At 65.6% G+C, this 13,928-nt stretch carries 17 protein-coding genes; all 17 read right to left on the reverse strand.

Annotated elements, in window-relative coordinates; genetic code table 11:
• Entirely contained in the window at positions 1–618 is a 618-nt protein-coding gene (locus KF785_09255) for an SCO family protein (protein MBX3146950.1), read from the reverse strand.
• Positions 615–1,364 carry an aspartyl/asparaginyl beta-hydroxylase domain-containing protein gene (locus KF785_09260; protein ID MBX3146951.1) on the reverse strand — a complete coding sequence of 250 codons (750 nt, stop codon included), beginning with the start codon at positions 1,362–1,364 and terminating at the stop codon, positions 615–617. The genes KF785_09255 and KF785_09260 overlap by 4 nt, the downstream gene beginning before the upstream one ends.
• A gap of 18 nt (positions 1,365–1,382) precedes the next feature.
• Entirely contained in the window at positions 1,383–1,847 is a 465-nt protein-coding gene (locus KF785_09265) for a copper chaperone PCu(A)C (GenBank protein ID MBX3146952.1), read from the reverse strand.
• A complete protein-coding gene (locus KF785_09270) occupies positions 1,831–2,364 on the reverse strand; it encodes a cytochrome c (protein MBX3146953.1) in 534 nt (177 codons plus the stop codon). Before KF785_09270 ends, KF785_09265 begins: the two co-directional genes overlap by 17 nt.
• A gap of 761 nt (positions 2,365–3,125) precedes the next feature.
• Complete coding sequence (locus KF785_09275) at positions 3,126–3,494, reverse strand: hypothetical protein (protein MBX3146954.1); 369 nt, start codon at positions 3,492–3,494, stop codon at positions 3,126–3,128.
• Between the two features lie 8 nt (positions 3,495–3,502).
• Positions 3,503–4,060 carry a hypothetical protein gene (locus KF785_09280; protein MBX3146955.1) on the reverse strand — a complete coding sequence of 186 codons (558 nt, stop codon included), beginning with the start codon at positions 4,058–4,060 and terminating at the stop codon, positions 3,503–3,505.
• A 116-nt stretch (positions 4,061–4,176) separates the two neighbouring features.
• A complete protein-coding gene (locus KF785_09285; GenBank protein ID MBX3146956.1) occupies positions 4,177–4,854 on the reverse strand; it encodes a hypothetical protein in 678 nt (225 codons plus the stop codon).
• Positions 4,855–5,004: 150 nt separating this feature from the next.
• Positions 5,005–5,613, reverse strand: a complete 609-nt coding sequence (locus tag KF785_09290) for an outer membrane beta-barrel protein (GenBank protein MBX3146957.1) — start codon at positions 5,611–5,613, stop codon at positions 5,005–5,007.
• 29 nt (positions 5,614–5,642) lie between these two features.
• The gene (gene atpC, locus KF785_09295) at positions 5,643–5,897 is read right to left on the reverse strand and encodes an ATP synthase F1 subunit epsilon (GenBank protein ID MBX3146958.1); all 255 of its coding nucleotides are present in this window, start codon (positions 5,895–5,897) and stop codon (positions 5,643–5,645) included.
• Positions 5,894–7,330 carry a F0F1 ATP synthase subunit beta gene (gene atpD, locus KF785_09300; protein MBX3146959.1) on the reverse strand — a complete coding sequence of 479 codons (1,437 nt, stop codon included), beginning with the start codon at positions 7,328–7,330 and terminating at the stop codon, positions 5,894–5,896. The genes atpC and atpD overlap by 4 nt, the downstream gene beginning before the upstream one ends.
• Positions 7,331–7,417: 87 nt before the next feature.
• Complete coding sequence (gene atpG, locus KF785_09305) at positions 7,418–8,293, reverse strand: ATP synthase F1 subunit gamma (GenBank protein ID MBX3146960.1); 876 nt, start codon at positions 8,291–8,293, stop codon at positions 7,418–7,420.
• Positions 8,293–9,870: a F0F1 ATP synthase subunit alpha gene (gene atpA / locus KF785_09310; protein ID MBX3146961.1), complete on the reverse strand. Its 1,578-nt coding sequence runs from the start codon at positions 9,868–9,870 to the stop codon at positions 8,293–8,295. The genes atpG and atpA overlap by 1 nt, the downstream gene beginning before the upstream one ends.
• 96 nt (positions 9,871–9,966) lie before the next feature.
• Complete coding sequence (locus KF785_09315) at positions 9,967–10,740, reverse strand: helix-turn-helix transcriptional regulator (protein ID MBX3146962.1); 774 nt, start codon at positions 10,738–10,740, stop codon at positions 9,967–9,969.
• Between the two features lie 53 nt (positions 10,741–10,793).
• A complete protein-coding gene (locus KF785_09320; GenBank protein ID MBX3146963.1) occupies positions 10,794–11,291 on the reverse strand; it encodes an NUDIX hydrolase in 498 nt (165 codons plus the stop codon).
• 2 nt (positions 11,292–11,293) lie between these two features.
• Positions 11,294–12,301, reverse strand: coding sequence for an MCE family protein (locus KF785_09325; GenBank protein ID MBX3146964.1), 1,008 nt, complete (start codon positions 12,299–12,301; stop codon positions 11,294–11,296).
• Entirely contained in the window at positions 12,298–13,020 is a 723-nt protein-coding gene (locus tag KF785_09330; GenBank protein MBX3146965.1) for an ABC transporter ATP-binding protein, read from the reverse strand. Before KF785_09330 ends, KF785_09325 begins: the two co-directional genes overlap by 4 nt.
• Before the next feature lie 10 nt (positions 13,021–13,030).
• Entirely contained in the window at positions 13,031–13,792 is a 762-nt protein-coding gene (locus KF785_09335; protein ID MBX3146966.1) for an ABC transporter permease, read from the reverse strand.
• Positions 13,793–13,928 lie beyond the last annotated feature (136 nt).

The following is a 13,928-nucleotide window of genomic DNA, read 5'->3' on the forward strand; positions in this document are numbered from 1 at the left end:
CTAACGTCCTCCTGTCGACGCGGCCCGACGCCGCGGTCGGATCCGAACCAGTCGTTTCAGTTCCCGAGCCCACGGCTCGACGCCGATCCCAGCCGGAATCAGAACCCTGACCGAGTCATCGGCTGAGATGCCCAGCACCCGTTCATAGTGGACCACGACGATGCGTCCGGCGGAATCCTGATAGCGCATCGGCGCGGCGACCAGCATCGCACGAGCAGCCTCCGCTAAGGCGTCCGCATCGCCCGACAAACCGACGAACGCGGAATCGAATCCGCGAAGCCAGCGCGCCAGGCGGTCAGGTGTATCGCGTTCGGGATCGGCCGTGATGAAGACGACACGAAGGCGCTGGCGATCAGCTTCCGGGAGCTGCCGCGCGGCCCCGGCAATCGACGCCAGGTGCGCTGGGCAGACATCGGGGCATGATGCAAACCCGAAGAGCACCAGCGTAGGTTGTCCTCTGGTAAACTCGTGAAATTCAACGGGCGTCCCATCCGTGCCGGTCAGTGTAAAGGCGGGCCTGGGCCAGGGCGATGGGAAGTCAACCCCAGCCCGGGGTCCGTCGCGGCAACCAACCGTCAGCAGCTGCGCTGCGACGAGACCCAGCAAGCACTTCTTCACTGCGGGGACGCCGGCTCGGTTCGATCGAACTCCCGCTCCCAGGCACGATAGTTGTCTGCGGCGTTCTGCACGAACGGCGACCACCCGATCACCTTGAGGATCCCGGCATTCAACAGGTTGACCGGGAAGCGGAGTGGTCGAACGATATCGAGGAACAAGACAACCCGCACTCCGTCTGTGTCATTCCAGACTTCGTGCTGATAGGTGTCGTCAAACACCATGACGCGCCCCTGCTCCCACGCTCGAATCTCCTGATCGACCCGGATACGGCACTGCTCCCGCGGCTCCGGCACCTGCAATCCAAGGTGCGCTCGAATCACGCCCTTGAAGGGCCCCCGATGCGGGGGAATATGTTTGCCCGGGGCAAGTATCGAGAAGAATGCCGTCTTCATGCCGGGAATTTGCGCCAGCACCCGAGCCGTCTCCGGGCACCGCTCACAGTTCTCGGCAGCGCGAAAGCCGTACGCGTAGAAGAAGAACGTCTTCCAGCCATCGTCCGACGTCAGGTGACGCTGATCCTTTGAAATATCCTGGAAGTTCGGGAGATCCTGGTGACGCACCATCACCCGCGACAGCTCCGCACGAATCGTCTCGGCGTGGTCCTCCAAGAGCTTGACCCAGGGGAACTGGGCGCCATCGAGAAAGGGCTCGTCCGGAATCAACGAGGCCCGCCCAATGACCCGCTCGAGGCTGCGAACCAGCACCGCACCATTCGTCACCACCCACCGATGCAGCCGTTCCTTCACACAGCACCTCCATTCAAGTCAATCGACAACCCCATCGCGATCGCCGAATCCCTCCACCGGCAACACGACCTCGAGCAACCGTTCGCCGGTCAGAACGAGCCTCACCCGAAGCGAGTCTCCAGGAAGCATCTCGCGTCCGAGGCCCTCGAGCATCAGGTGGAGCTCGCCAGAACGCATCGTCACGGTGCTGCCTGGCGGCAGCACGAGCTCGCTCTGGTGCATCATCCGGATCATGCCGCCGGTTGCCTCGTTGCGGTGCAGCATGATCTGCGCGGCATCCGGGGTTTCGAACCCGACGATCGTGGCTGTGTCGCGCCCCTGATTCCGGACCGAGACGAACGCGGCCAGGCTGCCTTCGATCGATGGAAAGGCATGACCGTCCACAACCGCGATGTTCCCGGCTCTGGCAAGAGGCGCGGGGCCGCAGCCCGCGCCGATTGCCAGGAGGCCGAGCAACCACGTCGCGCTAGCGCAGGGTGGCACGATGGAGCTCATCAATGGTCCACAGGTCCGTCCGCGACGCTGTCGCTTGGCGGACGGCCGCGACATCCTGCGGCGTGATTGAACTGGCGCTATTCCCGAATGACGCGCGAACGTAGCTCACGACCGCGGCGATCTGGTCATCGCCTAACGAGCCCCAGGGCGCCATGATATTGTTGTAGACCTGGCCTTTGACCGTCACCGGTCCCTGCAAGCCGTGCAGCACGATGGCGATCATGGGGTCAGGGGGGCCATTGACGATCTCAGACCCGGCCAGCGGAGGATAGGTGCCTGCCACACCCTCGCCGTTCTCCATGTGGCAGGTCTGGCAGATGAAGTATTCGTCGCGACCCGCAGCAATCAGCGCCGGATTCTGCCCCGATGGCGCACCGGCATCGGCTGCCGCCGTGGTCGGCGCAGCAGGCGGCGGAACCGCCGGTTTATCCCCCGAGCCGCCACAACCGATGAGACTGAACAGCCCAGCGATGAGTACCAAGTCCCGCCTGATAGTTTTCGACATACCGTTTACGAGCCCTCCCCTTTCGTGATGGTCCTGACGACGAAGGTCCGCCATGGCACGCAGCGACGTGCCGTTGGCGCATCGAGTATCACCGCAAACGAGCGGGTCGACCCCTGGTTGTCGTCACCGCGGAATCCGGTCGGCGGACGCCACGGCAGGAGACCGGTGCCGGGGGAACTCCCACGCGTCGCGAAGGCATCGTCGCAACCCCGCCGAGTCCGGCGGTGGCACGAGATCACCCGCGTTGAAGATGATACAGAACGCCTAAACCGTCAGTGGTGGTGCGAGTGCGGGGGGGAGAAGAAAGGGGACGGTTGCAGTCGAAAATCCCGGACGGTCCGTCGGCAGCACGATGACCGCATCAGCCGGAGGTGCAATCGCAACGGCGAGGTACGCAGGGCGGAGGCCTGGCGGGACGGACAGGTGACAGCCGTCAGCGCAGACACATACGCCTGCATGGTGACCGGGATGACTGGACGCGGGATCGATCGGTCCCGACGGACCGGCGGCGTCGGCGTGCTCGTGCGATGGGTGGTGGTCTGCTGCGGTCGGCGCGACTGCGACGGCACCGGCCTCGTATCTGGCAACCTCACATCGCGCCGCCCCCGCAACCACGCCCTGCAGCGTGACCGCGAGAACCGCGAGGAGGAGCCAGACCTGCCGCCAGGACCCGAGCATCCTGGCAAAATGTCAGAGGGGGGAACGACCGTCAAGTTTTGCGGATGACGCCCAGCGTGGCGTCATCCGCGGGGGCAGGTCGCCTAACGTCCGACCACTACCCCCTCGTAGATCACCGTCTTCGGAGCGACGATGCCGAGCGTCAACCCCGTGATCAGCAGGTCGGTCCAGCGGCTCTTGGTCCGGATCTTGAGTTGCGCGATCTCATTGCCGCCCACCAGCTGCGAAGCAAGGGCGCGGTCGAGGCGCGCCTCCTTGAGCTGCACCACGCCCCAGAAGGCATGCACCGTGTGAGTCCGGATCTGAAAGGGCTGACCCGCAGCCGGATCACCGGCGGCGGCCGCCATCGTGGCCGGCACTCCCAACGAGGTCGCATCGAACGACTGGGCGCACCCGCTCAGCAACCCCACCAGCGCACCTGCCGCCACCAACCGCCACATTGTACTTGCCAACGTCATCCTCACCGAAAGTGGTAACCCACCCCGACACTGAAGCCGGAGGCGGACCGATCCTCGCCGGCCCAACCCAGACGGCTGTCATACGCCAAACGAAACCCGAGCCCCGAGAGCAGGCCGAAGTCGACCCCGCCGCTCACGGCCCCTTTGATCTGGGTACCGTCGACCCGAATCAGATCGACCCGAGGAGCAACCCAGGGTCGGATCGAGACAGCCACCGCCGGTATTGCCAGCGCGGCACCCACACCCAGGTGGCCACGCCAGGGCTTGGAAGCCCCCTCTGGCGCGTCAAACGGCTGAATCAGACCAGCCTGCCAGGTGACCTTGAGTGGCACCAGCGGACCGCCGAAGACTGCGAACTGAGCGGCCGCAGCGAGCGAGGTCTGGCTCACGTTCGGCCCCATGGCCGGATCGATCGTGGTCCGAATCACCCCCGCAGACAACCCCAACGGCCCAAAACCAAGCGCCCCGGTTACCCCAAGGGCGCGAGACTTGTCGTTGTCACCAGGACTTTTGACACTGCCGAGCCCGAAGTCGGCCGCAAGCCCGAATCCGCCGGTCACACCGGCATTCCGAATCGGAATGCCCGAGATCTGGGCAGCCGCGTCGGAAACTAGAGCGATGCCGGCCAGGAACAAGGCCGCAAATGTGGTCGGTCGAATGAGGCACCTCCTCTTCCCTACTTCAGGTTGAGGCTGACTCCGACACCAACCGTGGTCGGTTTAGAGGTCAGCCGGTCGTCGAAGACTCGGTCGACTGCCAGATCGATTCCGACCCCATTGAGCAAGCCGAACGCGACGCCACCACTGAGACCGAATGCGACGTCCGTAGTGGTGACGCTCTCCGCCCGGGCCGCGAGCACGGTTCCCGGGAGACTCTGCCGACTGTACTGTATCCGCGGCGCAATCCAAGGCCGGATGGCGACTGCCGGCTGCGGAATGGTCCACGCGATCCCGACCCCGACTGGCACCTGCCACACGGACACTCGTTCACCACCGAGACCAATGGGGGTCGAGTAGCGCCCGGCCCCGGCCTGCAGGTTGATGGCGACCGGCACGAGCGGTCCGCCCGCCAGTCGATAGGAGCCGACCACGCCAGGTGCGGTGATCGGATCGTCGCTCCAGCTGGACCCGGCCATGCGGGCCAGGTACCCGCCGATCGCGGCCCGCCGCGACCCGACGCTGCCACTCACCGCCACCGTGGTCCCGCTCCCCGCGCCGTCGTTGCCGCGCCCGACCATGGTGCCAAACTTGACGCCGCTTGCCACGCCGGCGTTGACGACCGGCAGACCCGGCGCCTGCGCAGCGAGCGGCAGCGCCAGCATGGTCACCAGCAACCCCGTCATTATCCGCTTCATGTTCTGCGCTCTCCTCGTGAACTGCCCGGTGGGCCCCAGACACCGGTCGGGCACCAAACAATGCGAAGTCCCGAGGCCATGGGCACCCGGGACTCCGAATGCGACACGGGCTGACCGGCGGGCCCCTGACCTGCCCCGCGGATCAATCCGTTACCGGGTAAACGCGAAACTGACCGCCACGCCGTCGTAATCGCCGATGCCGGCGCTGACCCGAAGCTCGAAGCGCCGGTTGAAGGCGATATCGACGCCGAGCCCCAATCCGAACAGCAGATCGCTGTTGCCACCACCAAACGCCGGTGCCAGCACCGGATGAATGAACGGGACAAACTCGATGTCCGAGTCCTCGAGCTGCACCCGGCGGCCCAGCGAAATCCCTACCGGCACATACATGACCGACCGACCGTCGCCGAAGCTGCCGCCAACCCCGACGGTAAAGGCGCCATCGAAGGGAAAGTCGGCCGAATGGTCGAGCACACGGGTGCGGAAGTCGGCGCCCAGGAGGAGTCGGGTGTCCGAGCCGCGCCGGTCGTGGAAGCCGCCGCGCAGGCCGATGTCCCAGCGACGCTGCCCAAACCGGTAGAACCCTTCCGCAGCGAGTCCTGCGCCGGGATCCGAAATGGTGCCGCCAAACTCGATCCGCTGAAACGCCCGATACGGGGCATGAAAGACGGGGGTGCCGGTGGACTGGGCCACCAGATCGACCGCGCCGCCACCAATGGCAAGCGCGAGCCCGCCGATTACGAGAGCTTTACGATACATCGGTTGTCTCCCTCGAGTGGGGCGCCGGCTTACGCCGCCGGCGCCACGTGTTCAGCCACCACGCGAACCCGATTAGAGACGACTTGCAGGAAGCCGCCCTGCACAGTGAAACGATGAACGGCAGCGCCGTGTTTCACCGTGAGGACGCCGGAACCCAGCAGGGTCATGAACGGCGCGTGGTTGGGCAGAATGCCGACCTGCCCGTCGTACGCCGGCGCGACGAGGGCGTCCGCCTCGCCGTTGAAGACGGACGCTTCCGGACCGATCACCGTGACCTGCATCACGCACCCGCCAGCTTCTTGGCCTTCTCGACAGCTTCGTCGATCGTGCCGACCATGTAGAACGCCTGCTCGGGAAGGTGATCGAACTCACCGGCCAGCACCCGCTCGAAGCTCGCGATGGTGTCCTCGAGCTTGACGTACTTGCCCGGGAAACCGGTAAACTGCTCGGCCACGAAGAACGGCTGCGACAGGAAGCGCTGCAACCGCCGCGCCCGGGCGACGATGAGCTTGTCCTCTTCGGTGAGCTCGTCCATGCCCAGGATCGCGATGATGTCCTGGAGCGCCTTGTAGCGCTGCAAGGTGCGCTGCAGACCGACTGCGACATTGTAGTGCCGCTCGCCGACGAACTGCGGATCCAGAATTCGGCTCGAGCTGTCGAGCGGATCGACGGCCGGATAGATGCCAAGCTCCGAGATGGCGCGGCTCAAGACGACCGTGGCGTCCAAGTGCGCAAAGGCGTTGGCCGGCGCCGGGTCGGTCAAGTCGTCGGCCGGCACGTAGATGGCCTGCACCGAGGTGATCGAGCCCTTCTTGGTCGAGGTGATCCGCTCCTGCAAGTCACCCATTTCCGTAGCAAGCGTCGGCTGATAGCCAGCCGCGCTGGGCATCCGACCCAGCAGCGCCGAGACCTCGGAGCCGGCCTGAGTAAACCGGAAGATGTTGTCGATGAAGAGAAGCACGTCCTGGCCCTCGACATCGCGGAAGTACTCGGCGATGGTGAGGCCCGAGAGACCGACCCGGAGACGCGCGCCCGGCGGCTCATTCATCTGACCGTAGACGAGCGCCACGGATTCGAGGATGTTCGCTTCCTTGAACTCGAGATAGAGGTCGTTGCCTTCACGGGTCCGCTCACCGACGCCGCAGAAGACCGAGCGACCGCCGTGGCCCTTCTGCACGTTGTTGATGAGCTCCTGAATCACGACCGTCTTGCCGACGCCGGCGCCGCCGAAGAGACCGATCTTACCACCCTTCACGAACGGCGCGATCAGGTCGACGACCTTGATGCCCGTTTCGAAGATCTCGGTCTTGGGCTCGAGGTCGGTGAACTTCGGGGTTTCGCGGTGAATCGGCCACCGCTCGGTGTTGGCGGGAATCGCCGCGCCACCATCGATCGGCTCACCGAGCACGTTGATGATCCGGCCAAGCGGCGCGTTGCCCACCGGCACCTTGATCGCCGCGCCGGTGTCGACCACCTGCATGCCGCGCGTCACGCCGTCCGTCGAGCTCATCGCGACCGCGCGAACCATGTTCTGGCCGATGTGCTGCTGCACCTCCGCCACGAGATTGATCGGGATCGCCGCGTTGGGATCCTTGACCTCGACGGCGTTATAGATCTCCGGCAGCTTCTCCGGCGCGAACTCGATGTCGAGCACCGGGCCGATCACTTGGACGATGGTGCCCAGGTTCTGAGCGGTCGGTGTAGCGGTCGCAGTCATTGGCGTATCCCTGAAGTCCTGAATCGTTTCGTCTCAATCACCGGGCGATCACACCGACCGCACCGTAGCTGCTTCGTGTTGTACCGCTCAGCCCAACGCCGCCGCGCCGCCGACGATCTCCGCGATTTCCTGCGTGATCTGCGCCTGACGGTTGCGGTTGAAGGTCCGCTTCAAATGCTCGAGAATCTCACCCGCATTGTCGGTGGCGTTCTTCATCGCGGTGCGCTGCGAACCGTAGAACCCCGCCACCGTCTCCACCAGGCCGCGATAGACAGAATTGCGGACGTAGAGCGGCAGCAACTGCTCCAGGATCTCGTCCGGACCGGGCTCGAGGATGTAGTCAGGTCGGACTTTCCGATCGGTCGGCGCCTCGACCGGAAGCACCCGGGTCGTCGTCGGCGGCGTCGAGATGGCGCTGATGAACTTGGCGTGCACGAGATCGACGCTGGCAAGCTTGCCCGCTTCGTAATCGGCAATCAGCGTCTCGACGATGCTCGCGGCATGGTCGGCCGTCGGCTTGTCACCGACGTCCTGACGATCCGCAGCAAGGGTTCGCCCCATGTACTTGAAATACCCGGCGCCCTTCTTACCCACCGCATGCAGCTCGACGGTGTAGCCCTGTTCTTCCAGCTCGGCAATCCGGCGCCGGGCTTCCTTGATCAGATTGCTGTTGAACGCACCGGCAAGCCCGCGATTGGCGGTGACCACCACCACGGCCGCGCGGGTCGGCCCGCCCTGCGCAGGCGGCGCCGGACGACGCAGCAAGGGAAACCGCTCCGCCAGTTCCGGCGTCATCAGATCGGCAATCACCTCACGCAGCGCCTCGGCATACGGGCGCGCGGCCACGACACGGTCCTGGGCGCGCTTCAGCTTCGAGGTCGCGACCAGCTCCATCGTCCGGGTGATCTTGCGGGTATTCTGGACCGCCCGCATCCGGCCCTTGAGCTGCCGATTCTTCGACATTATTCAGGCTTGAAGAGCGGCTTGAACGAGGCGATGGCCTGCTCGAGCTGCGCCTTCTGCGCGTCATCGAGCGTCTTCTTGGTGCGGATCGTCTCGAAGATCCCGCCGTGCTGTGCACCGACGTAGCCGAGGAAGTCCCGCTCCCACTGCCGCACATGCCTGACGTCGACGGTATCGAGATGGCCGTTGGTCACCGCGTAGATGATCACGACCTGCTGCTCGACCGCCATCGGCTGATACTGGGGCTGCTTGAAGATCTCGACCAGCCGGGCACCGCGCGCCAGCTGGCGCTGGGTGGCCTGGTCGAGGTCGGAACCGAACTGCGCAAACGCCTCGAGCTCGCGGAACTGCGCCAGCGCGAGCCGGAGCGGACCGGCCACCTGCTTCATCGCCTTGATCTGCGCGTTACCACCGACGCGACTGACCGAGATACCGGCGTCGACCGCGGGGCGCACGTTCGAGAAGAAGAGGTCGGTCGTCAGGTAGATCTGGCCGTCCGTGATCGAGATCACGTTGGTCGGGATGTAGGCCGAGACGTCACCGGCCTGGGTCTCGATGATCGGCAGCGCGGTGAGCGAGCCGCCCGGCTTCTTGATCCGCGGATCGAGCTTCACCACGTTCGGATCTTCCGAGATCTTGGCGGCGCGCTCCAGCAGGCGGCTGTGCAGGTAGAAGACGTCGCCCGGATACGCTTCACGACCCGGCGGACGGCGCAGAATCAGCGAGAGCTGACGGTACGCTGCGGCCTGCTTCGACAAGTCGTCGTAAACGCAGAGCGTCGGCTGGCCGTTTTCGTACATGAAATGCTCGGCCAAGGCGCAGCCGGCGTAGGGCGCGATGTACTGGAGCGGCGCCGGATCAGAGGCGGAGGCGACGACGACGATGGTGTACTCCATCGCGCCCGCAGCCTTGAGGCGCTCCACCACGGTCGCCACGGTCGAACGCTTCTGCCCGATCGCGACGTAGACGCAGACGACGCCCTGGCCCTTCTGATTGATGATCGTGTCGATCGCGATGGCCGTCTTACCGGTGCCGCGGTCGCCGATGATGAGCTCACGCTGACCGCGACCGATCGGGATCATCGAGTCGATCGCCTTGAGCCCGGTCTGGAGCGGCTCCTTAACGGGCTGACGTACGATGATGCCCGGCGCGATCATCTCGACCGGACGAGTCGTCTTGGTCGCAATCGGTCCGCGGCCGTCGACCGGCTGCCCGAGCGCGTTGACGACACGGCCCAGCATCGCCTCACCGGTCGGCACCTCGAGGAGGCGGCCGGTGCAGCGGACCTGGTCGCCCTCTTTGAGCTTGAGGTAGTCGCCCAGAATGACGGCGCCGACGTTGTCCTGCTCGAGGTTGAGCACCAGGCCCGTGACGACTTCACCCGTCTCGGTCGAGGTGAACTCGAGCATTTCGCCTGCGACGGCGGAGCGGAGTCCGTAAACTCGGGCTACCCCGTCACGCACCTCCAGCGTGGTTCCGACCTCAGCCGTATCGACCGATCCCAGGTCGGCAGCCGCGATCTCCTTGAGGAGGATGTCCTTGATTTCACCGGGTCGCAGCGTGGATTCTGTGGCCATCGTCTTCAGTGCGTTTGAGATGATTTGGTCAAGTCAGAGTATAGCTTGTGAAAAATATCACAAATCGCCGGACTTGCAAGCCGACAGGACCCGATTCTAGCCCCGACTGCGCGACCGCGTACCCAGAAAACGGCGAATCGGATCTGGCGCGTCCGGATGGCTCAGCTCGTCCAGCGACAAGCCAGCAACTCGGCCGACCGTCTCACGCAGCCGGCTGGGCCGCCCGAACCCGAGCAGGGTGGCGACCGTAGCGGTCGAGTAGCCTGGGTTGGCCAGCAGGTCACGCGCCGTGATTACCGCCAGTAACCCTATGATCCGCTTGAGGTTGGGGGCTCCGCCAGCGGCAAACTGACGGGAGAGATGCTCTCGGCTCACACCCAGGGCGTCGGCCAGTTCTTCGGTTGTGGGTGGCGGCCCAGCGGCGGAGAGCAGGAGGTCAAAGGCCCGCAACTGGAGCGTCTCGGTCAACCGCAGCAACCTGGGGAGGTGCGCCAGGCGGGCTCGGCGGGAGGCCAGGTAGCCGTGTCGGGAGATCAGTTCGCCCGCCATCGGGTCGTCGACTCCCTCCACCAGGACCGCGCGAAACGACCCGGCCCGCCCCGCTTCGATCAGGATGCGGGCGTCGTCCGGGCGGACGGCGCCGAACAGCAGCATTGGAACGCCGGGGAATCGAGCCCGAACCGCCGCGAGCCCGTCGCGCCGGTACGCCGCGGTCCCGACGACCATGGCGTCGACCAGGGTGGACTCGAGCAGATCCGCCAGCGCGCCCGGGGTGCGGCAGCCGCGTACTCGAGTCCACCGCGGCGGCACGGACCGGCGGAGTGACTGCAAGGCTGCCGGGGTATCCAGCAGCGTGGCTACTGTGTTCACGACGCGCATCCGCAGCTATCGCCTCATCGAACGCCAGCGTGACCTGACGGCTGTCAGCTTCCCGGTTCCGCTCCTTCCAGCACCGCGCGGGTGACTTCACCCGCTCCGCGCAGGACGCCCCGCGCGTTCTGATATCCGATGGCGGCCACGGCTTCGTCGAGGGTAAACCAGGCGCACTCGGTAATGCCCTCGTCCTGCTGCGGCGTCGGTTCGCCGACCTCGGACTCGAGCAGGAAGAAATGGCAGAATTTGTGTATCAGCTTGCCGCGCAGCCGGAAATACCAGTCGATCGTGTCGAGCGGCCGGTGCAGCACCAGCGCCTCGAGGCCGGTTTCCTCGGTGGTTTCCCGCATGGCGGCCTGGGCCGGCGTCTCTCCCGACTCCAGGTGGCCCTTGGGAAAGCCCCAGTGTCCGTAGCTGTCGCGAATCAGCAGGAAGCGAGGACCATCAGCGCGGCGCCGAAAGACCACGCCCCCCGCGCTCACTTCCTTCTTGGCGCGACGAGCACGGCCCTGACCGGACCGGGACTGCGAGCGTGGCGCGTCGGCCATGCTCAGAAGACCGAGAAGCGGAAGTAACGGCGCGGGTTGGCCTGGATGTCCGCCAGCAGCTGGCGCATCTGGGCAATCACAGCGGTCGTCTCGAGGTACAACGACGAATCCCGGGCCAGCAAGCCCAGACTTCCCTGTCCGGTCTGGACCTTGGTGAGCAGCGTATCGGTGGTCACCATGATCCGACTGAGGGTCTGCTCATGCCCGCGGATCACGGCCACCAGCTCCCTGGCATCGTTCGAGGCCGATCGGAGGTCGCCCATGGTTGACTGCGCCGAGTTGAGGATAGTGGCGAGCTGACCGTCCTTGGTTGCCTCGTCGACCCGACCAAGCAGGCTGTTGACCCGTTCGGACGCCGCCCCCACCTCGGCCGACGTGGCAGCAAGGTTATTGGCGAGCTGGTTGAATGGCCCGGTCTGCTGTCGGGCAAACTGGGCCAGACCGTCGGCGGCTTCTCGCAAGGCGCGCAGGCTCTGCCGCACATCGACCACCGCAGCTGAATCGAGGGCGCCCGAGACCCGATTGGTTACCAGGCCGATGTCCGAGGCGATCCGGCTGGCCTGCTGCGTCAGCTGGCCGATATCGGGAAGGGTGGCGCCAGGCCAGGCCGCGCCACCCGGCCCGGCAGACTCCATCAGTTGCTGACGGAGGCCCGGGTCGAGCGGGGTGGCATCGAAGTCCACGACAGTGACCTGCCACTCGCCGAACAGGCTTCCGGAAGCAGCGATGGCCACGGGGCGCCTGGGCAGGATCACATCGGCGCCGATCCGCAGATCGGCCTCGACCCAGTCGTTGGCGGCAAGCCGGATTGCGTTGACGCGACCGACTTTGACGCCGCGAACGGTTACCGGGGCGCCCACGCCGAGCCCGCCCACCTCCCGGAATCGGACGGTGGAGATTTCCTGCGGGTTACCGAAATCGCTTTCGGACAACCAGATGGCTCCGCCGATCACCGCGGCAAACGCGATGATGACGGAAATTCCGACCAGGAACTCGTTCTGCCTTTTCATGGCCGTCCTTCGATAAACTGGCGGACGATCGGATCGTCGGTCCGGCGAATTTCGTCGACGGTCCCGACGGCGTGAATCCGTCCCTGATAGAGCATGGCGATCCGATCGGCAACGGCAAACGCGCTGCGCATGTCGTGTGTCACCATCACACCCGTCACGCCGAGATCTCGCTTTGTCCGCACCATCAGATCGTCGATCACTGCCGACGTGACCGGATCCAGACCGGTGGTCGGCTCATCGTACAAAATGTAGCGGGGCTCGAGCGCAATCGCCCGGGCAATCCCGACCCGTTTGCGCATCCCGCCCGAGAGTTCGCTCGGGAAGCGCTCTGCGGCCTCGGCCAGCCCGACCCGCTCGAGGCTCGACTCGACCCGCGCGACGACGTTCGCTTCCGGCACCCGCTGCTGGCGGAGACCGAGGGCGATGTTGTCGAACACCGACATCGAGTCGAACAGCGCGGCAAACTGGAAGACGAACCCGATGGTCGAGCGGAGGGCCATCAGCTCGTCGCGTGACAGTTCGGCCACGTTCTGGCCATTGACCTCGACCGTGCCGCCGTCCGGTTCGAGCAGGCCGACGATCAGCTTGAGCGCAACGCTCTTCCCGGTGCCCGAGTATCCCAGCAGGGCCGTAGTCTGTCCCACCGGGATCTCGAGCGAGACATCCTCGAGCACCCGTTTGGGCCCGAAGGACTTGCTGACGTTCGTGAAGCGGATCATCGGCCCGGGGTCATAGCAGGACCACAGCCCAGAACGCGTCGAGGACCAGGATGGCCTGGCACCCGAGCACCACGGCCCGGGTGGTGGAGCGCCCGACCCCCTCGGCGCCTCCCTGCGTGCGCAGCCCGGTCAGGGCACCCATGATCGCGACCGCGCAGCCGAAGCTGGCACTCTTGACCAGGCCGAACCAGACGTCCTTGAACTGGTAGAACTGGCGCACCCCTTTGAAGAACTCGGGGGTCGAAAGGTCGAGCAGGTTGGTGGCGGTAATCCATCCAGAGATGACGCCGACCCCGATGGCCATCGCCGTCACGACCGGAAACATCAGGGTCGCGGCCACGACGCGCGGCACCACCAGGTAGGCGTGGACGTCGACCGCCAGAGTTTCGAGCGCGTCAACCTGTTCGGTCACCTTCATGGTACCGAGTTCTGCGGCAATGTTGGCACCGACGCGACCGGCCAGGGCCATCCCGGTCAGCACCGGGCCCAGCTCCATCATGATCGTCTTGGCCACCAGGGCGCCAACGAAATAGAGCGGGACGGCGCCGGTAAAGATGTACGACGCCAGCAGGGCCAGCACGATCCCGGTGAAGATCGCGAGAAAGAGGGCGATCGGAATCGAGTCGACGCCCAATCGCCGCATATGAATGGCAACCTGGGGCAGCCAGACGCGGGGCATCACGACGGCCCGAGAGGCGTCGATGGCCCATCGTCCGGTCCGTCGGACAAAGCCCAGTTGGGCCACGCCGGCGAGGTTGAGGCGGGTGCTCACCGGGTGGCGCCCATCCGGTCGAGGCGGTCCATGCGCAGCTTGCGTTGCCTCGTTCGATTGGCGCCCCGGTGGCGGGGGGGCTCGCTTTGCGCCAGACGCGACGAACGGTGCGCGTCCGTCTCCGAATCGGACCCGC

This window comes from Gemmatimonadales bacterium, from assembly GCA_019637315.1.
Taxonomy (GTDB): Bacteria; Gemmatimonadota; Gemmatimonadetes; order Gemmatimonadales; family GWC2-71-9; genus SHZU01.